Origin of the sequence: Methylobacter sp., assembly GCF_030680395.1 — a bacterium.
In the GTDB taxonomy this organism is placed as follows: Bacteria; Pseudomonadota; Gammaproteobacteria; order Methylococcales; family Methylomonadaceae; genus Methylobacter_A.
The window spans coordinates 58760-81922 of the sequence record NZ_JAUXVR010000034.1; the positions used below are offsets into that span (position 1 = coordinate 58760).

General features: G+C 46.5%; 19 protein-coding genes. 11 read left to right on the forward strand and 8 right to left on the reverse strand.

The genetic code is table 11. From position 1 onward, the window contains the following. The first annotated feature begins 54 nt into the window (after nucleotides 1-54). Nucleotides 55-414, forward strand: coding sequence for a hypothetical protein (locus Q8L79_RS14280; RefSeq protein ID WP_305272401.1), 360 nt, complete (start codon nucleotides 55-57; stop codon nucleotides 412-414). Nucleotides 415-592: 178 nt separating this feature from the next. Further along, the gene (locus tag Q8L79_RS14285) at nucleotides 593-991 is read left to right on the forward strand and encodes a rhodanese-like domain-containing protein (protein ID WP_305272402.1); all 399 of its coding nucleotides are present in this window, start codon (nucleotides 593-595) and stop codon (nucleotides 989-991) included. 147 nt (nucleotides 992-1138) lie between these two features. Here Q8L79_RS14285 and Q8L79_RS14290 read toward each other — a convergent pair whose 3' ends face one another. Both Q8L79_RS14290 and Q8L79_RS14295 read right to left on the reverse strand, forming a co-directional pair. Next, nucleotides 1139-2515: a 3'-5' exonuclease family protein gene (locus Q8L79_RS14290; RefSeq protein WP_305272404.1), complete on the reverse strand. Its 1377-nt coding sequence runs from the start codon at nucleotides 2513-2515 to the stop codon at nucleotides 1139-1141. Nucleotides 2516-2645: 130 nt separating this feature from the next. Then, complete coding sequence (locus Q8L79_RS14295; RefSeq protein WP_305272406.1) at nucleotides 2646-5558, reverse strand: UvrD-helicase domain-containing protein; 2913 nt, start codon at nucleotides 5556-5558, stop codon at nucleotides 2646-2648. A gap of 46 nt (nucleotides 5559-5604) precedes the next feature. Between Q8L79_RS14295 and Q8L79_RS14300 the strand changes: the two genes are divergently transcribed. Continuing rightward, nucleotides 5605-5859 (forward strand): hypothetical protein, encoded by a 255-nt coding sequence (locus tag Q8L79_RS14300; RefSeq protein WP_305272407.1) that lies wholly within the window; start codon nucleotides 5605-5607, stop codon nucleotides 5857-5859. A 183-nt stretch (nucleotides 5860-6042) separates the two neighbouring features. Here the strand turns inward: Q8L79_RS14300 and Q8L79_RS14305 are convergent, their stop codons facing one another. From Q8L79_RS14305 to Q8L79_RS14320, 4 genes are all read right to left on the reverse strand, one after another. Next, nucleotides 6043-6528: a copper resistance protein NlpE gene (locus Q8L79_RS14305; protein ID WP_305272409.1), complete on the reverse strand. Its 486-nt coding sequence runs from the start codon at nucleotides 6526-6528 to the stop codon at nucleotides 6043-6045. A gap of 353 nt (nucleotides 6529-6881) precedes the next feature. Beyond that, nucleotides 6882-7352, reverse strand: a complete 471-nt coding sequence (locus tag Q8L79_RS14310; protein WP_370869989.1) for a hypothetical protein — start codon at nucleotides 7350-7352, stop codon at nucleotides 6882-6884. A gap of 421 nt (nucleotides 7353-7773) precedes the next feature. After that, entirely contained in the window at nucleotides 7774-10200 is a 2427-nt protein-coding gene (locus Q8L79_RS14315) for an FtsX-like permease family protein (RefSeq protein WP_305272411.1), read from the reverse strand. A 5-nt stretch (nucleotides 10201-10205) separates the two neighbouring features. Further along, entirely contained in the window at nucleotides 10206-10904 is a 699-nt protein-coding gene (locus tag Q8L79_RS14320) for an ABC transporter ATP-binding protein (RefSeq protein WP_305272413.1), read from the reverse strand. A 19-nt stretch (nucleotides 10905-10923) separates the two neighbouring features. On the opposite strand from Q8L79_RS14320, the gene Q8L79_RS14325 reads away from it, so the two are divergent. From Q8L79_RS14325 to Q8L79_RS14360, 8 genes are all read left to right on the forward strand, one after another. Further along, a complete protein-coding gene (locus Q8L79_RS14325) occupies nucleotides 10924-11562 on the forward strand; it encodes an isoprenylcysteine carboxylmethyltransferase family protein (RefSeq protein WP_305272415.1) in 639 nt (212 codons plus the stop codon). A 50-nt stretch (nucleotides 11563-11612) separates the two neighbouring features. After that, nucleotides 11613-13118, forward strand: a complete 1506-nt coding sequence (locus Q8L79_RS14330; RefSeq protein WP_305272417.1) for an NAD(P)/FAD-dependent oxidoreductase — start codon at nucleotides 11613-11615, stop codon at nucleotides 13116-13118. After that, nucleotides 13115-14710 carry an aldehyde dehydrogenase family protein gene (locus Q8L79_RS14335; protein ID WP_305272419.1) on the forward strand — a complete coding sequence of 532 codons (1596 nt, stop codon included), beginning with the start codon at nucleotides 13115-13117 and terminating at the stop codon, nucleotides 14708-14710. The genes Q8L79_RS14330 and Q8L79_RS14335 overlap by 4 nt, the downstream gene beginning before the upstream one ends. Nucleotides 14711-14754: 44 nt before the next feature. Next, nucleotides 14755-16254, forward strand: a complete 1500-nt coding sequence (locus Q8L79_RS14340) for an NAD(P)/FAD-dependent oxidoreductase (RefSeq protein WP_305272421.1) — start codon at nucleotides 14755-14757, stop codon at nucleotides 16252-16254. A gap of 338 nt (nucleotides 16255-16592) precedes the next feature. Beyond that, a complete protein-coding gene (locus Q8L79_RS14345; protein WP_305272423.1) occupies nucleotides 16593-16745 on the forward strand; it encodes a hypothetical protein in 153 nt (50 codons plus the stop codon). Beyond that, the gene (locus Q8L79_RS14350; RefSeq protein ID WP_305272425.1) at nucleotides 16742-17590 is read left to right on the forward strand and encodes a 5-bromo-4-chloroindolyl phosphate hydrolysis family protein; all 849 of its coding nucleotides are present in this window, start codon (nucleotides 16742-16744) and stop codon (nucleotides 17588-17590) included. Before Q8L79_RS14345 ends, Q8L79_RS14350 begins: the two co-directional genes overlap by 4 nt. Before the next feature lie 27 nt (nucleotides 17591-17617). Next, on the forward strand, nucleotides 17618-18757 hold the full coding sequence (locus Q8L79_RS14355; RefSeq protein WP_305272427.1) for a toxic anion resistance protein: 1140 nt from the start codon (nucleotides 17618-17620) through the stop codon (nucleotides 18755-18757). A gap of 715 nt (nucleotides 18758-19472) precedes the next feature. Beyond that, nucleotides 19473-19814 (forward strand): DnaJ domain-containing protein, encoded by a 342-nt coding sequence (locus Q8L79_RS14360; RefSeq protein ID WP_305272428.1) that lies wholly within the window; start codon nucleotides 19473-19475, stop codon nucleotides 19812-19814. A gap of 53 nt (nucleotides 19815-19867) precedes the next feature. Here the strand turns inward: Q8L79_RS14360 and Q8L79_RS14365 are convergent, their stop codons facing one another. Continuing rightward, complete coding sequence (locus Q8L79_RS14365; protein WP_305272430.1) at nucleotides 19868-20710, reverse strand: VacJ family lipoprotein; 843 nt, start codon at nucleotides 20708-20710, stop codon at nucleotides 19868-19870. 100 nt (nucleotides 20711-20810) lie between these two features. Continuing rightward, nucleotides 20811-23018: a cache domain-containing protein gene (locus Q8L79_RS14370; RefSeq protein ID WP_305272432.1), complete on the reverse strand. Its 2208-nt coding sequence runs from the start codon at nucleotides 23016-23018 to the stop codon at nucleotides 20811-20813. Nucleotides 23019-23163: the final 145 nt, after the last annotated feature.

Here is a 23163-nt window from a genome sequence, read left to right on the forward strand (position 1 = left end):
GCGCCGGTATGTCAATGTTTTGATGATTGATATGGCAATGCTTGACTGCCGAATGTGGAAGATTCAGCATACTCCGGTAAACTAAAAAGAACAACTTTAGCTACTTCTACCTCACTTTTTAAAGCGATGGAGCTTATTGAAAAGTCTATGAATACGGATAAGCTAATAATTCGTGTTGAATGTTATGCCGGTTACCAGGGCGAGGAAACACCTCGACGTTTTTTTATGGGCGCTAAATGTATTGAAATTGAAGAAGTAATCGACCGCTGGTTAGCTCCCGAACACCGTTATTTTAAAGTGCGTGGATCTGAAAACGATATTTACATACTGCGGCATGATGAATTAGCGCATCGATGGGAGCTGACCATGTTCCAAAGCGGGAAGTATGATGGCAGCCCATTGTCCTCAACCTGAAAAGGCACTACAAAGCCCGGCGGATTAGCCGGTCAGTTCAGATGTGGTTGTTAGCGATTGTTAAAGCCAATATACTGATCTTCAGATCAGCCATAATTGGCTTCAATTTCCTGTGATTTTCAGTTAAGTCAATATCTGAATCACTCGATTGTCCAGTATCAACGAGGTACCTGCCGTTATGAACTCCAAAACTATCGTTATAAAAAAACTTTATCCCATCATAGCTTTTATTTTTATCGTGACCGGCTGCGCGTTTCAAAAGCCTGACTACGTGAAAGTTATAACCGCGCCTGAATTAAACCAAGTCATGCAAAAAGAGGATATATTTCTTGTTGACGTTCACACACCCAAACAGCGACATATAAAAGGCACCGACCTTTTTATTCCTTACAACGAAATCGAAAAACAGAAAGACCAACTTCCCAAAGATAAAAATACGCCTATCTATCTTTATTGCGAAAGCGGCCCGATGGGAAATGCAGCTGCAAAGTCTCTTTATGAATTAGGTTACCGTAACTTAACCAATCTTGACGGCGGCGCAAAGGCCTGGAATAAGGCTGGTCTTGATTTTGAATAAGTAGATGCTTCGACCGGCTCGAACCTTACATTGACTTACCGCTATTTGACCGATAGCGGTAAGTCAACAATGTCTATTTCCGACGACCCGCTTGACTGACATAAACGCCCTTTTCAACACTACACCAATCAACAGGAAACACGGGGATCATTCGTAAGTACGCCCTCCCCTGTCAACGTGTATCAACCGCACAGGTTTCTTCAAGGCTTTGCTCAGAATCAGGTAAGTATCGCGATCAAATGCCGGTCGACTGGAATCCAATAAATCCTGTACGTCTACTTCATTTTTCGCGGTCCCCAAGTAGCACCAATGATCAATGACATGAATCTCGTCACCTTCCTGAATACCTACCGCGCCTGGATAGGTCCAGGTGGCGAGTTTAAGCGTGTTCATCGCGATGAGCAGTCGCGCGGCATGATCGAGCGGCTTTTCCTGACCGATGCAGGCGCCTTTACATTTTTTTAACTGCTGAGCAAAACAAGGACGTCCCTTTGCTGTCTTTTCGATGCCGAGCACGCTCAAACATAGCTGGTTTTGATCGGCGATACTGCGGAGCGCTTTTTGGGCATCGCGTTGGCTGTGGTACAGACCATGCAGATTACTCTGCGCACCAAAATCAAGGTCGTCAGCCCACGTCAGCACCGGACGCAGATGTTCGGCGTGTTGTTGCAGCTGCCATGCGCACAACGCATTGTTGCGGCGCAATCGCCGGTTATGGATCGGCTGCAGAGTCTTGATCAGTTTCGCTTCCATCAGCAGCGCGCCCAGCTCGCCAGCGGTTTCTATCCATTCAATACGGCGCAGCTGTTGCGATAAACTCATTTCCTTGCCATGACTGTGATCGGCTGAGAAATGCGCTAACACCCGCTGCCTGATATTGATGCTTTTGCCGATATATAACGGCAAGTCATTTTCGCCATAAAACAGATACACGCCCGGTGAGTCGGGTAGATCGTCGATCAGACCGCGATCAATATTCGACGGCAGACTGGATCGTCCGACAAGCTTTTTTACGGTCTCGGCAATAAGCGCCGGATCATGGATTAAATGGATCTTCTGCCAAAACTGATGAATCAGCTGAGCGTCGGCCAGAGCCCTGTGCCGACCGTTAGCGTTCAAGCCATAACGTTCAATCAAGCTATCGAGATTATGATGTGGGTAGGCTGGAAACAGGGCTCTGGACAATTTGACGGTACACAATACGTCGGGCTGAAACGTTAGCCCGACGTATTTGAATTCATTCTTCAGAAAGCTGTAGTCAAACCGGGCATTGTGGGCAATAAACAGATACCCGTGCAACAGCGCTGCCAGCTCTTTTGCAACGGCTTCAAAACGTGGGGCATCGGCTACCATGGCGTTGGTGATGCCGGTTAATTGTTCAATGAATGGAGGTATGCGGGTTTGCGGCTGAATCAATCGGCTCCACTCATGCACGCCGTCTTCGTCCACCAGCACAACGCCGATCTCAGTGATGCGATCCACCGTCGCTTTAGCCCCCGTAGTTTCGAGGTCAACAAACGCCAAGCGCGGGAGTGTAGAAATTAAAATACAGCCTCCAGTAATCTACTGGATTTAAAAATAAAAATCATAGGCGCTAAATATGCGCTTTAAGTGCTGACCAAATCAAGCGATTTATCTATCAGCTGTCAGGCAGTTACGATGAATGGGCTTTTAAATCAATAAATTTCTCGGTATGCGAACAAGAGAACCCGGCATCTTTACGGTAATGCGAACAGCCCCAAAACTGTCCTGAAGGACCTTTTCTTAAGATCATTTTGCCATGACATTTGGGGCAAACAGGCTCAACATAATCGCAGCTTTTGTTTTCACACACCCGAAACCGGCCTTTCTCTTTCAAGGCACTGCCGCACCATTGGCAGGCTGACTGGATATGATTGCACAACGGATATTGGCTGCACCCCAAAAAACTGCCGTATTGGCTATCCCTGGGCAACAGGTAACCGGTTTTACAATGGCTACAGACAATGTCGGCCACTTTCTCCTGGAATTTTTCACCCCTAAATTCGTCACAGAGAATTTCGTACTTTTTATCGATCAGTTCTCTGACAAAATCGGAGGCTTTACCGGCATCGCTGACCAGATACACATGGTGTCTGGCTCGGGTCAAAGCCACATAAAACAGGCGCCGTTCTTCGGCATGCGCAAAGGCTTCGGCTTTAGGCAGTAACAGATCCAATAACGGGTGCGTTGCTTTTTCAGACGGAAAGCCCTGTTTGCCTTTTTCAAGGCCCAGCACGATCACGTAATCGGCTTCTTTGCCTTTTGACGCATGCACACTCATAAATTGCAGCCTTAATTTCGGGTACTGCCGCGCCAAGACAGATAAATCCGGTTTTCTAAAATTAAACCGAGCCAAAATAAGCACGCTGGCCTTCGCATCGGTTTTAGCATTAATAGCCGATAACGCGGCATTCAATCCGGCCTGATCCTGGGAGGTCTTGATTAAGGAGACCGCAGCGTGTTCGATAATATTATGGCTCTGGATTTTCTTGGCAATTTGCGTCGGATTTTGCATGACAAACCGTGATGCGACCGCGCCGATTTTGTTATTAAAACGAAAAGTTTTATCCAGTACGCTGGTAGCGGTATAACCAAAATGCGTTTCAAATTCTTTGGTAATAGTGACGTCGCTGCCGGTAAAACGATAAATCGACTGCCAGTCATCGCCGACGCAAAACAGGCTGTTAGCCGGATTTTGCGCTATTAACGCCTTTACCAGTCTGGCCCGACTGGCTGAGATATCCTGAAACTCATCAACCAGCAGATAGCGGTAAGGCGATTGATAACGCCCGTTCTCGACATACTCAATCGCCCTGCCGATCATGTCTTCAAAATCAATGGTATCGGTGTCGCGCAAGTGCTGTTGATACACTTCATAAATCGGCTCAAACAAAAACGCGGCGGCCTGCATACGTTCATGATCTTCATGCTGTCTGGCCAGTGAAACCAGGCTTTTCAAATTCAGGCAAGCCGCTTTAAACAACGCCAGCACTTGAGCAAGCAATTGACCGAATTCCGAAACCCGCCCGAACTCATTTAATTTTTTCAGCAGTTCATTATTGGCTAAGGGCTTAAACTTAACGCCCGCCTGAAGCAACTTATCTTCCAGAGACTTGGTCAAAATACCTTGCTGCTTGAGATAGCTATAGGTTTCGATCAAGGGTGTTTGATGCTGTTGATGTAATGCCCGCTTCCAGGCCATTCCGTCCAGATAGCTTTGCTGCTCAATAAACGGCGGCGTTTGATTGTTTTCATTGACGGCAAAGTGTTCAATATAAATGCCATACTCAGGCAAATAAAAGTCCGGCTGATAAGCGCGATAATCAGGCCCCGCCGTATTTACCTGATAATTGGCTTCATATTCATAGTTGATGCCCTGACGAAACAGGCAATTGGCAATCTCGCATTCTTCATAGCTTTTTACCAGCTCGCCTTGCAGCGTGCGTATGTCATTTTCCAAAATGTAGTTGTTGTATTCACCCAGGCTTTTAAAGTTAAAAGCGCTTTTATAAGGGTGGCTGAACCGTAAAAAATAGGTGACCAAACGCGATTTATAAAGTTCATCCTCTAATAAACGCTGGATTTGTTCATCGACAAAACGAATCCGAAGACGCTCGTCTTCCGCCATTTTATTGATCGCCGGCACCACACCTTCCACCTGAGTGATGATTTGTTTTCCAAGACCGTGAAAGGTTTTCGCGGTCAGGTTGTGAATGCCCAATTGGCTCCGGATACGCTGATCCATTTCCTCTGCCGCCTTTCGGGCAAACGCCAGCATCAGGATTTTTTCCGGCGGGGCAAGCCCCGCTTTGATTAAATAACCGGCGCGGCCGATCATGGTGCTGGTCTTGCCGGTGCCCGCACCGGCCAACACTAAATTATGCTGTTCATCGATAACACAAGCTTCACGTTGATTGGCCGTTAGCGGATTACTTTCCACCTGATCGAAAAACATCTGAAAAGTTGCCAATTGTTGCCGTACATAGGATTTATTGCGTTTGGCGATGTAGCCATACCCTTGGCTTAACAACGGCTGGAGCGTCTTTAAGTATTGCCGCGCTTCAGACGGCAAGAAGTCTTGGATATCCTGACGTTCTATTGCTTTCGCTAAATGCTGGTGATTTGTAAACCATTGCTGTGCAGCCGCATAACGAATATAACGCTGCCCCGAAAGTAAAATACGGGCCTGTTGCCAGGCTTGCTGCAAATCAGGCCCGATGCGTTGGTAAAAGGTTTTAATATAGCTGCGGCAGTGATGATTAAGCGCCTGTTGCAACGGCCCCGACATTTTCTTGGCCACCCCCCTGAAACGCAGGATGTCTCCACTTTCAAGAGGTATAACCAAAATATTCCAGAAATAGCCCTGCTCTACCGTTATATCAGGATTTATTTCCAGATATGAAATCCTGTTCTGCGCAGATTGACCCCCTGTCAATAAAACGCCGCCGCCAGCTAAAGAAAGCGAGTCATAATCGGAGTTTGAAGCAAATAAAGAGGCTAACCAGCTAACTCGATAGCTTAAGGGTTTAATTGATTTTGTTCTCAAAATAACATGTCCGTTGCATGAACTGAAAAAATACAAGTTTCTGTCGATGAAAAAATTTGCCGGTTTTTACTATCAGGCGCTTGATGAAATCGGCTTTTTCCAAGGACCGTTTGGGCATTTTTCCCGCCAGCTGATCGGCTTAAATCTGGTGCAATGCAGCCTGTTAACGGTTGCAGGCATGGCGCAAGAAGATCACGCCCAGCACCGGCATGCAGTATTCGCTGGATGGCAACTTGGAATTGGCGCGCAGTTGATCGGCGGCTTCCCAGAGACTATCTTCGATTTTGGAAATGTTTTGTAAGGCGTTGGCAGTCATCAAGGATTTCAGTTTCAGATTATTCAGGGGTGATTTTGGAATTTGAGGCCGAATAAGCTGGATGACAGGTCATTCCTGACAATGCAGAGCTGACTTGCTTAATCGGCGCATACAATTCTTACGCGTTAAACCGTTCATGCTATGCCGAACGGTTTAAGCATAAGCGGCTCAATGTGATGAATGTGAAGGCGTTGATTTTGTTACATCATTTCTACGCAAAACATAGCGATCCGCCAGTTTTCCGGAGATACGATTGCCGTTATTATCGAGCTGAATGAGCATATTTTCGCCGATAAGATATTGCTGCGTAGTTGAGCTATTGCGTGGCGTTAAAACAATCGTATTGTTTTTATCACCCCAGGTAAATTTCCCTTTCTCGACAATTTCTCTTTCTGATTTACCAACGTATTGAGTAATCAAAATATAACTGTTGTTTTTGTTCAAAGCGAGCGTCGATTTAACCCCTTTGCAATCATCACAGGGTATAAAGCCGTTATAAATACCCGGCCAGTCAAGGCTATTTTGTGCATGATGCGCATCTGTATCGTTTGTCTCAGCCGTCGTTTCAGCAAAAACAGGGTTGTAACCCGAAGAAATTGTGATGAAAATAAAAAAAGTTAAAATTTGTTTAAATTGTTGTCTAAATGTTCGCATATTTGCTCCTCAGTTAAATAACGATAGTAAAGTAGAATGAGTGGAATGTAAAAACAACAGCGAAACTCGTCTTGCGGGTTAAATTTGACTTGCCAACTTACAAATCTCCTTTAATGCCGTCAATCAGCGTACAGCGCTTATAGAAAAACAGCGTGATAATTGCTTATCCAATTGTTTTGTAATATTTATTTTTAGAATATCTGGTGAAAATCCTGGCAGCCATGCCTGACATGGGTATTGAAGAACCGGTTAATAAAACAGCGTTACCAAGCCATTTCTCCATCACGTTCCGCCGCTTGCAACCCACCAATAAATATCAACGGAGGATGCCCTGATTGATCGGCGTCTACCCTTTAATTATTACCGCCCCATTTGTTTTGCAAATAGTCGCGACGGGTATCAAATATGCATTCAAGCTTGCTTGCGATAAGAGCCGAGTGTACCAACTGTCCCAGCCAGCCCAAAGGCATTGCGTAGAAGATGATGTCTTCAAACACTATTCCATTTTGTACCTCAGTTAAGCATACTTCATGGCTCAAAAACTTGAACGGTCCGATGCGCTGCTCATAAACAAAACGTTTGGGCTCGTCGCAGTGACTAACCTCTGACAACCAGGCCATCGGAATACCCAATACGGCTTTCATTTGATAATTAACCATCAAACCGGCATAAATCTTTTTCGGCACTTCAGAGATGATGGTCACATGAAAAAATGCCGGCGTGATGTCGTTCAGGTTATGGGGCGATGAAAGAAACGCCCATGCCTCTTCGATAGTTAAATTGAGCTGTTGCCGCCGATAGAGTTGATAAATTTTCATGCTCATAAATTGGGTTATTTTTATTTCACTATACTGAAAATGGATGTTAAGAACTTTCAACCGGCAATAGTTTGTTTAGTCTTTCATATAATGCAGCAGCGTGGCAGTTTAGCTGCCGCAGGAACCATCATATATTTACGGAAAGGAGCTGGATTTTCAATACGCGTAGAATCATAGTGTCTTACCAGCCCGGGATCAGCCTCCTGTTTTGCAAATCGCATCACCTTAAAAACCATTTCCGCTCGACTTGGTTATTTACTTTTTCGCCTTTTGCAGCCGTAATTGTTCAGGTTAGCTGTGCTTTTCGCTTTGGTCCTAAAGGCCTGTTGGCGACGAGCAGGATTTTGTCATGGCTAAACCCAATTATCAAAGTATAAGCCCGTTGATAGCAGCCTCGTATCATCGAACAACGTTTGATGATATTTGCTCAATAGCTCAACCCTGCCCTAACTGCTATTTTAGACGCATTTCGAGCAGGAAAATAAGCCGCCAGCATAGCCAGAATCAGCACAAAGCCTAGCCAGAAGCCTACCGATAACAGTGAAAAAACAAAATCCAGGTGTATGCCCAGCATGGTGATTCCCAGTTGCTCGGCTAACGGTTCGGCGACCAGAAAGGCGAGCGGAATGCTGATCAGCCACGCCAATAAGCCATGAAACAAACCTTCGAGCATGAATAACTTGAAAATGGCAGACGAGCTTGCACCGATGGCGCGGAGCACGCCTATCTCGCGGGTGCGTTGCAATACGCCGATAGCCAAGGTTCCTGACAGGCCGATCGCGCCGACAGCGGCAATCATGACCGCCAACCCCAGCAACATGCCGGTAATGGGACGGAACTGATTTTCGGCAAACTGGCGTTGTTCCAGTTTGGCGAGCGTGGTGTAAAAATCGAGTTTGATGTGTTGCTGTTCGAATGCGGTTTTTAACGTGTCGACATAGGTTTTTTCTTCCGCCAAGGAGCTAATATTGGCGGACAGCAGCGCAAACGCATGTTTGTGTTCGTTCAGGTTACCCGGCTGAAGAGTGCTCAAGGGTGCGTAAACCGGTTCCACGGCATAGCCGGAACCGGCAAACCAGCGATATAAACCGATGACCTGCCATTCCCGAGCCGGTTGTTGCAACAGCCTGGCGTTAAGTCTATCGCCAACGTGTATGCCGTTGAGTTCGGCGGTCGCGGCGTTGATGACCAGCCGGTTTTGTTGGTCGTCAGCGGGTTCAAACCAGCGTCCGGCGACGATTAGCGGGCGGTACATCGAGGTGTCGGAAGGCAGCGCGATCATTTGCAGGCCCAAACTGCCGGATTGCCGTATTAATTTATCGTGCAGAAAAAGTTCGGCAGGCAGGCGGTTCCAGAATTCTACGGCGGTGGTTGGCGGGATATTGCGCACAATATCTTTAACGATGTCGGCAGGTTGGTCTTGGGTAAAGCCGATACGTACCGCATAGCGGCTACGCGCCAGTTCGTTATTCAGGGTCAGATTAACCGATGCAATCAGGCTCATGATGACGATGAACAGCACACCGGCAATAATCAGCACGCTTTGCGTCCACAGCAAACGCGCCTTCCGGCGCAGCAAATTACCCAGCGCGACGGCGTAAATCGTCGGCAACAAAGCGGCTGCGGCGCGCTCAAGCCAACGGTCAACGCCGTGACTGACAAAATCCGCGCCTAAGCCGTAACTGGCAATGGCCTGTCGCACCGACATTGAGGCGCCTTTCCAGATAGGCCGTAATGACGCCAGCAACGGTGCGAGCAAGCCGCCTGCAATCATCAAATACAATGATCGCGATGAATAGACAAAGCTGTTTAGCTCGATATTGAACACATCCAGAATCCAGCGACTGCTGTAAAAAGCGCCTGCCCAACTCAACGGCACGGCGATTAGCAACGCGATCAACGACAGGATAAACACTTCGGACAAATAAATATTGGCTATTGTCCGGCGGCGTGCGCCCAGCGCTTTCATAATGCCGATCTGGTCGGTTTGCTGGGTAATTAAGGCGGCAACGGTGTTTAAAATCAGCACCGAACTCAATGCCAGCGACGCCCATGCCATCACCGTCAACACCAGATGAATGCCGGAAAAAATCGCCCGTCCCCAATGCCGGCCGGGATCTTGCAATAATGTGGCATTGACGGCTATGCCCGATACCGCCAGCTTGGCGCGAATTTCACCGGCGATAGAACGCGCTTTATCCCCACTGTACGGCGGTTTTATTTGCACTAGCAATTGCCTGAAAGTGTGCGCGGGGATACCGAAAGCCGTGGCCAGTTCCGGCGCGATAAAGAAATGCAATTGCCCGCCAAACGCAGGCGGTTTAACAAACGGATGCCGGATAATACCGTCGATAGCCAGTTTTTCGGTACCGTTCGCGGTGCTGAACTCGATAGTATCGCCGGTGTTAAGCCCCGCAAATCGTGCCGACAAGCGTTCGACGGCAATGGTTTTATCGCGTGGAAAATTGCCGGACAATAAAGTCATCCGGTCGTATTGTTGATCTTGGTAATCGGCCCGGAACAATACCGTTCCGGTCTGCCATTGCGCCGATTGGGGCGTTTTAAATTGCACGGTGAACTGCGTCAATGTGTCGATATCGGCAACGCCGTCGAGGTTTTTGATGCTTTCAGCAACAGCAATGTCGGCGTCCTGTTTGAGTATCAAATTAATGTGCGAGGGTTGCGATTGCCGATGCGCATTGTCCATGCTGCCCAGTTGCAAGTCCATCATGCCCAGCAAGGTGCCGATCACAAACAAGCCTATCGCGATACTGGAGATTGCCAGTACGGTGCGGGATTTATGGGTCAGTAAATCGGCGCTGACTTTTTGCCAAAGATTGGAGTTGAAAAACATAGTTTTTATTGCTGTTTGGGCAGGTACTGATCGTCATGAATGCGGCCGTCATGAATGGCGATGCGGCGCGTGGCGGATTGCGCGAGGTCTTCGTTGTGCGTCACTATCACCAGCGTTTTGCCTTGTTGCTGCAATTTAGAAAACAGCGCAAACACCGCATCGGCGGTGGCGGAGTCGAGATTGCCGGTCGGTTCGTCGGCGACAATCAAAGCCGGATCATTGGCCAAGGCACGGGCAATGGCTGCGCGTTGTTGCTGTCCGCCCGATACTTGCCCCGGCAATTGCTTGGCCTGTTCGTCCAAGCCGACCAGATTAAGCAAATAACGCGCGCGTTCCAGACGCTCCCGCTTGGGCAGTTTGCCGACAAAATCCATAGGCAGCTGGATGTTTTGCAACAGGTTCAGCGAGGGCAATAATTGAAAAAACTGGAACACAATGCCGACATTGGCGCCGCGCCAAACGGACAATTGCTCTTCCCGCAAGCGCTGCAAGGCGCTGCCGTTCACCATGACTTCGCCCCGGCAAGGACGATCTATGCCGGTCAACAGATTCAATAAAGTCGATTTGCCGTTCCCGGAAGGTCCGACGATGGCGACAAATTCTCCGGCGCTGATGGTCAAGGAAATGTCATGTAAAACAGGCTGTTTTAATTGCCCAAGCGTATAGGCTTTATGAACGTTGGTGAGTTGGATGATAGTGGGCATGACGACAGGCGTATTTATAATGGCGTTATCCAAAAAAGATGGTAGATTCTATCATGCGCTGATTTTAAAGGCCGATCACACCGGAATGACTTCTATACAACACCTTTGGCTGCTGCTGGGTAGCAGTTGGGCGATGCTGGAAATGGCTATCGTTTATAAAACCCGTTTGCCTTGCAACCGCTCAGATGAGCAAAAATACCGTTCGGAACAGTTGATTTGGGGCGTTGTCGTTGCCTCTTTATCGGTAGCGTTGGGCTTCAAACAACTGCATCTGGCAGTATTGCCGCTGGCTTATTTTCAGCGTCAGGGCATTGCGCTGATCTTGTTCACTATCGGGCTGGCGTTAAGGTTTTATGCCGTCCTGAGTCTGGGACGTTTTTTTAGCACCACCGCAATGACGCAATCTCAGCATGTTTTGATAGACCACGGCCCTTATCATTTCATCCGTCATCCGGCCTATACCGGGCTGTTAATCAGTTTTTTCGCGGCGGGACTGGCAATGGGCGATCTATTGGCGATACTGTCGCTGCTGTGCCCGGTTACTTATGTGTTAAACCAGCGGATTCGCGTTGAAGAACAGGGGCTCATAGACCATTTTGGGCAAGTCTATTGCGATTACTGCGAGCGTACCCGGAAACTCATTCCTTGGCTTTATTAAGACTAAAGCATCTTACAAATCCACCTATCAATTTTTAAGAAATCCTATTCATGTCAGAAAAAAAACATATTGTCATCATCGGTGCCGGGCCCGGCGGCCTGTGTGCAGGCATGCTATTGAGCCGACGCGGCTTTAACGTCACTATTTTCGATAAAAACACCGAAATCGGCGGCCGCAACCGTCCGATTCGTCTGGGCGAATTTGTCTTCGATACCGGCCCTACTTTTTTGTTGATGAAGCATGTACTCGATGAAATGTTCGCGTTATGCGGCAAAAACAGCGCTGACTATCTGGACTTTATCAAACTCGATCCGATGTATCGCTTGTTGTTTTCCGACCGTGCCGTCAATGTCTTTTCCGACCGCGATAAAATGCGCGAAGAATTGACGCAAGCCTTCTCTGAAGGCAGCGCAGGCTATGATTTTTATTTACAGCAGGAAGGCAAGCGCTTCGAAAAGCTTTATCCTTGCATTAAGCGCGATTACAGCAGCCTGAAAGCCTTTTTTTCGCTCGACTTGCTACGCGCTTTGCCCTCTCTTGCGCTTAATCACAGCGTCTTTTCCAATTTGGGCAAATACTTTAAAGCAGAGAAAATGCGTTTGGTATTTTCTTTCCAATCCAAATACTTGGGTATGTCGCCGTGGGATTGTCCTGCGCTATTTACCATGCTGTCTTATCTGGAACATGAATACGGCATTTACCATGTCAAAGGCGGCTTGAATAAAATTGCCGCCGCGATGGCGAAAGTCATCATCGAACAAGGCGGAGTTATTCATACCGGCACAGCGGTTGAATCGCTGATTATTAAAGACAAGGTGGTAAAAGGCGTGCGCTTGCATGACGGCAGCGAGATTGTCGCCGATGAAGTGATTGTCAATGCCGATTTTGCCTACGCGATGACTAATCTGGTCAAGCCGACTGAGTTAAAACAGTATTCCCCCGAGAAAATAAAAAAACTCGAATATTCCTGCTCGACGTTTATGCTGTATCTGGGTCTGGATACCCGTTACGATCTGCCGCATCACTCCATCGCTTTTGCCGATGACTACACCACCAACATCAGCAATATTTTTCATAATAAAATCTTGAGCAAAGATTTCTCGTTTTATGTGCAAAACGCCTGTGTCAGTGATGAAACCCTGGCGCCTGCCGGAAAATCGGCCTTGTATGTGCTGGTGCCTATGCCCAATAACGACAGCAATGTCGATTGGAATACTGTCTGTGCCGATATGCGCGAGCAAGTGCTGGATACGTTGGAAGCGCGCCTGAATTTAACCGGTATCCGCGAGCATATCGAATACGAAAAAATCATCACCCCGCAGCTGTGGGAAACTGACGAGCATGTGTTCAAAGGCGCGACGTTCAGTTTATCGCATAAATTCAGCCAGCTGTTGTACTGGCGGCCGCACAATCAGTTTCAGGAACTTGGCCACTGTTATCTGGTTGGCGGCGGCACTCATCCCGGCAGCGGCTTGCCGACGATTTATGAATCGGCGCATATTTCTGCGAAATTGATTTGCCGGAAGCATGGGGTCAGTTTTGGATTGGCTTCGTGAGTGACACAATAACCGCTATCTCGGCGCTCAATGAACAGGCATTAAAAACCTATCCGGTCAGCAGCGCCGCCGAAATCAACGAGGCAATGGCCTGCGCCAGACGCGCAGGTGCTGTCTGGTCGCGAACCGATGTCAAACAACGCGTTAAACAGTTGGCGCAATTAGAAAGCGTCATTCTGACTGAGTTGGACACCATCACCGACGTGATCATGGCTACAACGGGCAAGGTAAAAACCGAAGTCATACTCGGTGAAATCTATCCCGTGCTTGCCTTGTTGCGCTATTACCAAAAAAACGCCGCGCAAATTCTCGCCCCTTGTCCTGTGCATACCGCCCCGCTGGCCTTTCCGCAAGCCAACGCCGAAATTGAACGCCGCGCTTATGGCGTGGCGGCAATTATTTCACCGTGGAATTTTCCTTTTCAACTGACTTTAAGCCCGATGTTGACGGCTCTGTTCTGCGGCAATGCCTGTGTTTTCAAAATGTCCGAATTAAGCTTGCCGGTCGGAGAATTGATAATGCACTTATTGGCTAAACTGGATTTACCGCTGGGATTGGTGCAACAAGTCATCGGTGCAGCAAAAACCGGCGAGCAGTTAATCAATTCCAGACCCGATTTGGTGTTTTTTACCGGCAGCGTTCCAGCAGGCAGAGCGGTGATGGCAAAGGCAGCGCAACATCCGATACCGGTGATTCTGGAACTGGGCGGCAAGGATGCGATGCTGGTATTTGCCGATGCCAATCTGGAACGGGCGGTGAAAGCAGCCATGTATGGCGCGTTCAGTAATAGCGGGCAAGTCTGCGTATCGGTCGAACGGTGTTATGTTGAAGCCGCTTGTTATGAGGAATTTGTCGGCATGCTAAAAGACGCGGCGACTGATGTCACCGTCAGTCACGGTGCCGTTGGCGATCTGGGAGGACTGACTACGTTAAAGCAATTCGCTGTCATCGAAGCCCACTATAACGATGCCATTGCCAAAGGCGCAAAAGCCTCATCGCCGTTGCGTTTGGAAGGCCGTTATCTGTATCCGGTGGTGTTATGGGAGGTTAGGCAAGACATGCGCATTATGCGTGAAGAAACTTTCGGCCCGTTGTTGCCGGTGATGGCGTTCGACTCGGAACAACACGCCGTAGACTTGGCTAACGACAGCGATTACGGCCTGAACGCCAGTGTTTGGAGTACAGACATCGCCAAAGCCGAACGGGTCGCCAGACAATTACAAGTCGGCAGCTGGGCGGTGAATGATGTCATCAAAAATATCGGTCATGCCGGTTTGCCGTTCGGCGGCGTTAAAAACAGCGGTTTCGGTCGCTACCACGGCGCCGAAGGCTTGCGTCAATTCACCTATACCGTCGCCGGATTGACCAGCCGCAGCCGTCTAAACGACGAACCCAACTGGTTTCCGTATTCGCACAGCCGCTACCTTGAAATGCGCGGATTTATTGATTTGATGTTCGGCAGCGGCCGTTTGTACCAGCGTATTGCCAGGAATTGGCGGGCATTGCAGGCGTTTCGAGGCTATGCGTCGTTGAACTTGCGCCAACACTGGCATAATTTACTGATTTTGATATTTAAAAAATCTATCGGCTGAGCTGGATAAACTCAGGCTTACGCTTTCTACAATGAGATGATTGAATGAACAACAACAATAAACCCCATGTCGTCGTAATCGGTGCCGGACTGGGCGGTTTGTCCGCCGCAATTTCCCTGGCAACCGAGGGCTTTAGCGTCGATTTGCTGGAGAAAAACGACAAAGTCGGCGGCAAGCTGAATGTCCTGAAAAAAGAAGGCTTTACCTTTGATTTGGGCCCTTCGATCCTGACCATGCCGCATATTTTCCGTCAGCTGTTTGAGCGCGCCGGTAAAAATATGGACGATTATGTCACGATAGAAAGCGTCGAACCGCATTGGCGCAATTTCTTTGAAGACGCCAGCACGCTGGATTTAAGTTCAGATCCGGCGCGTATGAAACAGCAGCTGGACAAACTTGGCCCGAATACCGCCAGGGAGTTCGAGCAGTTTTTGGCGTATTCGAAAAGGCTGTGTGAAGTGACCGAGGAAGGTTATTTTGCACAGGGTCTGGATTCATTCTGGGAATTGCTCCGGCATTACGGTCCGGCAAAAAGTTTGCAGGAATTTGATGTGTTTCGCTCTATGGATCAGGGCGTCAGGCGATTCATCAAAGACCCGAAGCTGGTCGATGTGCTTAATTATTTTATTAAATACGTGGGTTCTTCGCCTTACGATGCGCCGGCGTTAATGAATTTACTGCCGTATATCCAGTTCGGTTATGGCCTGTGGTACATCAAAGGCGGCATGTACGGCATGGCGCAAGGCCTGCAAAAATTGGCGCTTGAGTTGGGTGTGAATATCCGGGTGAATGCCGAAGTCGCCGAAATCCAGCACGATGCCGGACGCGCTTCCGCCGTACGCCTGACCGATGATAGCGTTATTGCGGCGGATATAATCGTTTCTAATATGGAAGTGATACCGGCTTATCAAACTCTTTTGAAAGGTCAGGACAAGGAAATCCGGCGAATAGAAAAATTTGCGCCGAGTTGTTCGGGGTTGGTTTTGCATCTGGGTGTAGATCGCATTTATCCGCAACTGGCGCATCATAATTTCTTTTATTCCGATCATCCTCGCGAGCATTTCAAGGCCATATTCCACGAGCACCGCTTATCCGAAGATCCGACCATTTATCTGGTTGCACCGTGCAAATCCGACCCCAGCCAAGCCCCGGCAGGGTGTGAAATTATTAAAATTCTGCCGCATATTCCTCATCTTGATCCTGAACATCCGCTACAGCCGGATGATTACGCAGCGATGCGCGAGCGTGTGTTGCTTAAACTGGAACGCATGGGGTTGACGGACTTAAGAAAACATATCGTCTGTGAAGAAAGCTGGACGCCGGTTGATATACAGGGGCGATATTATTCCAATCAAGGTTCTATTTACGGCGTCGTTGCAGACCGGTTTAAAAACCTGGGCTTTAAAAATGCCCAGCGCAGCAAGGTGTTAAAAAACCTGTATTTTGTCGGCGGCAGCGTCAACCCGGGCGGCGGTATGCCGATGGTAACTTTGTCCGGGCAGTTGGTGCGGGATAAAATACTGGCTGATCTGGGCAAAAATTAGCCGGATTTGAGCAACCGGGAGCTTAATTTTGCAAGAAAATAAGGCTCCTTTTACCCATTGATTACAGTTCCCCTGAGCTTTTTTAAACTTTATCCCTCAATTATGAGTTGTCCAGGGATGACCAAAAACCCGAACCTGCAAAGACCTTATTTCCTTCAAGCGCCATCATAAATTAAGGATGCGCCGTTGGAACCAATGCTGGAAATTTAAAATCGATATCCGCATAGCTGGAAACTCAGGTTGCTTAACTGGATTGCAAAACGGATCACGCATTGTTTTACAGAGGTCAAGCCTTGGTAGATAATAAAGACTCAATTAATACTGATGGGAGTTGAACGATGCCCGGATTATTACGCAGCTTGCTCGGTTTTATCGTATTGGTGGCAACGATTGGTCTTGCAACCTGTCAATCGATGGTGAAAGCCGATCCATCAAGCTCAGCCTATTCTGCTGAAACCTCTTTAGCCAGCCGCTTGCAGGCCGCAAAATGAATCAATTCAATAAACTCAAACAGTCCGTTTCGGATGCCCTGCAGCCCTATTCTCCGAGGGGCTTGCTGCTTTATTTTCTGCCGATAGCGCTGATTCCGGGAACGTTTATCGCCTTGGGGAAAGGCCATGTACTGGATGTTTTGGTCAACGCCGCGGGTTTTGCGTTTTACATGATGGCCGCCTGGTGCTTGCGCAAGGGGCTGCAAGCCGAGTATGTTTACGGCAAAAGCCGGATTGCCCGCCCACCCCAAAAACCGTTAAAAACGATCGCCGCCGTCATTACGGCACTGACGACCGGAATGATCGGCTGGCTGGGCGCGGGACATTCGCTGCCGGTGGCGTTGATGTTTGCCGGCGGGGCCTTTCTGGGCATGTATTTGAGTTACGGCTTCGATCCGCGCGATGAAAACAAAATAACCGCTGCACATGGCTATTCCGGGGATGAGATCCAGCAAGCCCTTGAGGATTCGTCTCACATCATCCGCAGTATCGAGCAGGCCAACAACCGGATTCGCAATACCGAGTTAAACCGGCGCATCGAACGCATTTGCGAAGTTGCCTACAGTATTTTGGCGGAAATTGCTGCCGATCCGCGCGATTTCCGGCGTGCGCGCAAATTTCTTAATGTCTATCTGGACGGTGCCCGACAAGTCACGGAAGGTTACGCTAAAACCCACCAGCAAACTCAATCAGGGGAACTCGAACAGAATTTCCGCAATGTGCTCGAAACGATCGAGTCGGTATTTCGGGAACAGCATCAAAAATTACTGGAAGAAGATGTTTTTGATCTGGATGTGAAAATTGAAGTTTTAACCACGCAACTCAAACGGGAAGGCATCCTTTGATGCCATCACACTACAGAGGGTTTAAACATGAGTGAACAGCAATCGTCGATGACCGGCATGACCGATAATTCCGCAACCAGGGAAATCGTTCCCGGCGTCAAAGCCGAAATGGTCCCGCTTGCCGAGGCGCCGGCGGAGAGGCAACAGCTCGTTCAGAAATTGCTGAACGAAATTGATATCAGCAATACCCAATCGATCATTTTTTTCGGCAGCAAGGCGCAGGAACAGTTGACCACGATTTCCGACCGCATGCTGGATGGCGTTAAGAATAAGGAAATCGGACCGGCCGGCGATGATCTGAACGAAATGGTCGCGACGATACGCGGTTTCGAGGTCGATGACCTGGATCCGAACAAAAAACAGGGGCTTTTCGACCGTTTGATGGGCAAGGCCAAACCGGTCGTTAAATTTCTGCAACAGTATGAAGAAGTGCGCAAACAGATCGATACTATCACCGACAAGCTGGAGCGACACAAGACCCATTTGCTGACCGACATTACCTCGCTGGATCGTCTTTATCAGGCCAACCTGGACTACTTCCATACGCTTGAGGATTATATCGCCGCCGGCGAAGAGAAACTGCGCGAACTCGATGAAATTATCATTCCTGATCAAGCCAGGCAGGCGCAAGTCAGCACTGAAGTCATTGCCGCGCAAAACCTTCGCGATCTGCGCGCCGCCCGCGATGATCTGGAACGGCGCGTGCATGACCTGCGCCTGACCCGGCAGGTATCGATGCAAAGCCTGCCCGGTATTCGCCTGGTGCAGGAAAACGATAAAGGGCTGGTCAGCAAGATCAATTCGACCATCGTCAACACCGTCCCGCTGTGGCGTCAGCAACTGGCGACGGCGGTGACCATTTACCGCTCCTCGCAGGCCGCGGAAACGGTCAAGGCCGCGACCGACCTGACCAATGAGTTGCTGGCCGCGAACGCCGAAAGTTTGAAGCAGGCCAATGCCGAAACCCGCAAACAGCTGGAGCGCGGCGTGTTCGACATCGAAACGGTCAAAAAAGCCAACGAAGCGCTGATCGCGACGATAGAGGAAAGTCTGCAGATAGCCGACCAAGGCAAGAAGATGCGCAGAGAAGCGGTTGTACAACTAGAACACTGCGAAACCGAACTGCGCAAAACCCTGGCTTCGGCGCAGGCAAAGTCGACCGGCTAATGTTGGTTTTTTGGTAGATTCGATAAGCGGTAAAAGAGCTTCCAACTTTTCCATGTTCGGTGCCTGCTTTTCCAGTTAAATAATCTTATTCGCAGTTTGGAGCATGGGATAGTCACGGTTCCGGATAAATGCAGACGTTCTTTACCGGTAGAATGTTTCATATCAGTTTCTCTTGAACATGATGAGATTGAATATTTCATAACAATTTCTCTTGAGCAATATACAATTTGCTAACTCATATATTTCAGCATAGCCGGATATATAGCGCGTCTGTTGCATATCCATATAAAGATATAAATAGCGCTGGGGAAACAGCTGGATCTGATACCGCATAGTATCGAAGTCAGTTCAAGACCGGCCGATATGATAGGGGGATACGTTTGTTGGCAGCGGATTAATGGCCATCGCCGGCCGAGAGTTGAGGCGTGGATTTGTGGGCCGGGCTGCAACCAAAATGGTAAGTGATCGGTTGAACTGGTGAAGTTTCAGTTCACAGCAACAATGCACCACGGCTTTAATTGACAGTTACCGTATTTTCGCTATTCTTACGAGCAATATAGAAACATGTCGAATACGTCAACAATTCTGTGACGGTATTGGGATTCTTTAATTAATAATTGGCCAATGGGTTTTCTTGCTCCACTTTTACCAGCTATTACAGGCCGGGCGAACTGGACGTTATAACACCCAAATAACTAAACATTACTGATACTAAATGAGTGCAACACAAAAAGATTTCTACACAATATTAGGTGTTATTGGTAGCGCAGAGTTAGCGGTAATTAAGGCCGCATATAAGACTCTAATGATGATTTATCACCCTGACAGATATGATGGTGATAAAAAAGACGCTGTAAAAAAGTCAAAAGAAATTAATGAAGCATATGCTGTATTGATTGATCCGGATAAACGTAAAAAATATGATGCACAGCGATTGAATAAGCCTGAGAAGATAGTAGATACGTCTGAGATCGAATTGAATAGGGTATTGAGTGAGTTTAAGAGAACATTGAAAGAATCCGAGGCAATATTGAAAATATTAAATGAGCCCGACTAAAAGCCGCTAAAGGCCATCCGTATATTTATAGACGAATATCTAAAATCCCCTTATTACGGGCTAATAAACGAGTGTTGATAAGGGTTTTTTGTAACCGCCGTCTGCTGGGTATCCGCGCTCTCTGTCGTGGATTCATCTGCCAGTTGGAGTTCATCTTCATCAGGAACATTGCCGTCATGAACCAAATATTCGCGACGCTGCCGGTAAGTATTTTTGATGAAGTCATAGCGTTCGATTGAAGTTTCATCAGCACTTTTTTCAGGCTGAATCAAATCGATATCGGTATCGGTATCGTTGACATCAAGCGCTTTAGCTCCTGCATTGATCGCACTAAAAGCAGCGCCGCTACCTGTAAACACAAAGGTATAGGTGAGCGGATTCATTAAAGCATCACCCAAAACGCCCACAACTTCTCTAGGTGAACTGGCACCTAAAAACGGCATCACCAGATAGTTACCCGATGGAACCCCCCAAAATCCTAATGTTTGCCCAAAGTCTTCATTATGCTTGGGCAGATCTATCATTTTTGCCACATCAATAAAGCCGCCAACGCCAGCGGTAGTGTTAATCAGAAAACGACTGGCATCCATACCACCCTGTGCCATTTTAAGCTGTAACAAATCATTGATGGTTACGCCGATATCTTTAAGATTACTGAAGAAATTGGCTACCACATCATTAACAAATTCCGGAGTTATCAAGGAATAACCTTTCGTTACAGGTTTTACAATGGCATTGTCGAAATCATCATTGAATCCTTGCGCTTCCCGATTCCAGTCTTGCCAAGGGTCATTCTGATTAACTTTTGGTGTGCCTGTACATCCCCACAGCAGGCTTGATATAACTAAACCAATCATTAATAACCGAGTATTGATAATGATTTTCTTCATGCTCATGGTTAATCTCTATCGGCTGGATTTTGAACGGACTGTAAGTCCATATCGAACAGTTATTATATTTTCGGTAGTCCCTACAATTTTTAAAGAATTGATTAACTTAATTAAATAGCATGAATAACGTTATCACAAACGTAATGCCTGATACCAAAGGGAAAAAAGTTAATTTTGGCAGTAAATTGTTTCTATAATGCAATATACTTAATTCATAACGGCAAGCGAGCAATACGCTATTAATACAGACCAATGAAATAATAAAGTAGCAAACAAAATAATAGGTTTCAAAATAAGTCACACCTGTTGATGATAAACTGGTACGCAGACCACTATGCCATAATGCGACTGAAAATAACAAACCCGCATTAATACCTAACACCGCCAAAAGATCATCTAAGGAACTAAATAAAACCACAAACAAAATTAAATAAATAAGGCAAATAGGTACTACGGTTGAGAAAATAGAATCTAAAAATACGCGTTTAATGGCGATATTAAATAATAACTCCTGAGGCGTTTGTTGGGTATGGTTATTAATACCAAAATTACTGTTAAGGTCAGATGTCTGGACGCTAAAAAAAGTACCAAAAATTTCCCAACTAGGCAAAATAAACTGGCTTAAATTAATTCCCATCAAAGACCGTTCATAAATATTGGAATAGCTGGAGAAATCCGGCGTCAACACAATATAATCAGTCAGGCTGCTAGGTCGCATACGTAGCCAGATTGTATTTTTATCTAGAGGAAAGTTTGAATAATTAAACGGTTGCCGTAACTGTACTTTAAAATACCAGCCTAATGTGACAATACGATCTTTGGCTTGCGTATAACTACTTTGATCACAGGTAAGCGTAGTATTTTCTCCCGCCTCAAATGCATCGGATAATACTATATTCTTGTCTTTCGGTATTTTATCCGAAGACAGAGTGCAAAAATCATTTGGCATCATATTCGGCTCTAATGCATCATCTAATTGATATTTTTGCCAAATATAACCAGAAACCATTATATTATTAGAGCCTTGAAACTCCGTTCCATTAATAAACACCCCCGTGGGTATATAAAACGGCGGTTTTTTGTGTATGGCTGTAAAAAAATCATTTTGACTTTGTTTATAGGTATGAATATCCTGATTTGAATTTATCTTTTTTACATCATCAACTAATTCCATCTCTTTTATATCGGCGTTATGCCATAAAAAAGCAGTCCCTACTAAAAAAATCATTCCTACAAAAGTACTGAAAAACCATAAATTTACTGTCTTTTTATTCGGACTAATAAGAAAATAAGAGCAAAGAGCAATAAAAAAAACAATCAACGAAGTAATTAAATAAATCTTAATTCCTAATATTTTTTGCTCAATATCTAATTCGCTTTCTAAAAAAACAACCTGATAAGTCCACTGTGATGCTGGAATAGTTTTAGACAGTACCCATGCTTTTTCATGGGTTTTTGGGAGTTCATAAGTTTTAATGGCTTGGCTTTCTTTAATATTATTTCTTATTTTATTTATAAACTCGAGATCATCTTTGAAGCCCTCTTTATAATTACCGACATCAATGAGAGGCAATAGATCATTAGGATGATAAATTAAACTTCCTGCATCGGACAGAATGATGCCAAAACCGGTCCGTCGATAGTCCTGCTTATCCATAATAGTCTTTAATTCATCAGTGGAAAAACCGACGGAGACAACACCGGCTACTTTTTCTTTGCTGGCAGATGTAAAAAAAGGAGTGGTATATGAAACAAGAAAACTATTGGAAATATCGCCATATTTAGGCTGCTGCCAATAGGCTTTACGCTCCTGGACGGCTTTAATAAACCAGGCCGTTTTTGTAGAGTTATCATTAATGGTGTAATCGTAATCGCGTTTGAGTAATGTTATTTCCCCTGTTTTTCTATCGGAGACATAAATAACATTGGCTAATTGATTAGGCTGGTTTGAGTCGTACGCGCCTTTAGCAAAGGAAACACTGAGATTATAAAATTTAGAGGGCTTAGCCGTGGTATTATCATGATTAATAACCATAATTTGCCTGGCATGCTGTTCAAAATCCGTATAGGGTATTTCCCCGCTAGTTAATCCATCCGCAAAATCCTGCCCTGTTTTCATAATATATAATAAACGGTTATTTATATCACTGACAGAAATGTCTACTTCGGTATTAATAGCAATTTTTGTTTGCTCAAGAGTTTCTTTATCAGTTTTCCAACATTGATAGCTGGAAACCACTACGACAAAAAAACTAATGAAGACAATAATTAGGTTAAATAATGACTTGGATTTTGATTTTTTTATAGTTGTCATGATTTATATGTTTTATATGCTCTCAATACTTATGTAGTATAGATTAGAAAGGAATAAAGTCTGCATTTACACTACGTAATAAAAACACCATGTAAAAACACAGGTTTTAATGCGCTATTTTTAATGATAAATACTCAAACAAGAG

Excerpts from the sequence above, each read along its gene's own strand:
- Q8L79_RS14285 (WP_305272402.1), top strand. The coding sequence starts at position 593 with ATGAACTCCAAAACTATCGTTATAAAAAAACTTTATCCCATCATAGCT.
- Q8L79_RS14300 (WP_305272407.1), top strand. The coding sequence starts at position 5,605 with ATGAAAAAATTTGCCGGTTTTTACTATCAGGCGCTTGATGAAATCGGC.
- Q8L79_RS14305 (WP_305272409.1), bottom strand. The coding sequence starts at position 6,528 with ATGCGAACATTTAGACAACAATTTAAACAAATTTTAACTTTTTTTATT.
- Q8L79_RS14310 (WP_370869989.1), bottom strand. The coding sequence starts at position 7,352 with ATGAGCATGAAAATTTATCAACTCTATCGGCGGCAACAGCTCAATTTA.
- Q8L79_RS14315 (WP_305272411.1), bottom strand. The coding sequence starts at position 10,200 with ATGTTTTTCAACTCCAATCTTTGGCAAAAAGTCAGCGCCGATTTACTG.
- Q8L79_RS14320 (WP_305272413.1), bottom strand. The coding sequence starts at position 10,904 with ATGCCCACTATCATCCAACTCACCAACGTTCATAAAGCCTATACGCTT.
- Q8L79_RS14325 (WP_305272415.1), top strand. The coding sequence starts at position 10,924 with ATGGCGTTATCCAAAAAAGATGGTAGATTCTATCATGCGCTGATTTTA.
- Q8L79_RS14330 (WP_305272417.1), top strand. The coding sequence starts at position 11,613 with ATGTCAGAAAAAAAACATATTGTCATCATCGGTGCCGGGCCCGGCGGC.
- Q8L79_RS14340 (WP_305272421.1), top strand. The coding sequence starts at position 14,755 with ATGAACAACAACAATAAACCCCATGTCGTCGTAATCGGTGCCGGACTG.
- Q8L79_RS14345 (WP_305272423.1), top strand. The coding sequence starts at position 16,593 with ATGCCCGGATTATTACGCAGCTTGCTCGGTTTTATCGTATTGGTGGCA.
- Q8L79_RS14350 (WP_305272425.1), top strand. The coding sequence starts at position 16,742 with ATGAATCAATTCAATAAACTCAAACAGTCCGTTTCGGATGCCCTGCAG.
- Q8L79_RS14355 (WP_305272427.1), top strand. The coding sequence starts at position 17,618 with ATGAGTGAACAGCAATCGTCGATGACCGGCATGACCGATAATTCCGCA.
- Q8L79_RS14360 (WP_305272428.1), top strand. The coding sequence starts at position 19,473 with ATGAGTGCAACACAAAAAGATTTCTACACAATATTAGGTGTTATTGGT.
- Q8L79_RS14365 (WP_305272430.1), bottom strand. The coding sequence starts at position 20,710 with ATGAGCATGAAGAAAATCATTATCAATACTCGGTTATTAATGATTGGT.
- Q8L79_RS14370 (WP_305272432.1), bottom strand. The coding sequence starts at position 23,018 with ATGACAACTATAAAAAAATCAAAATCCAAGTCATTATTTAACCTAATT.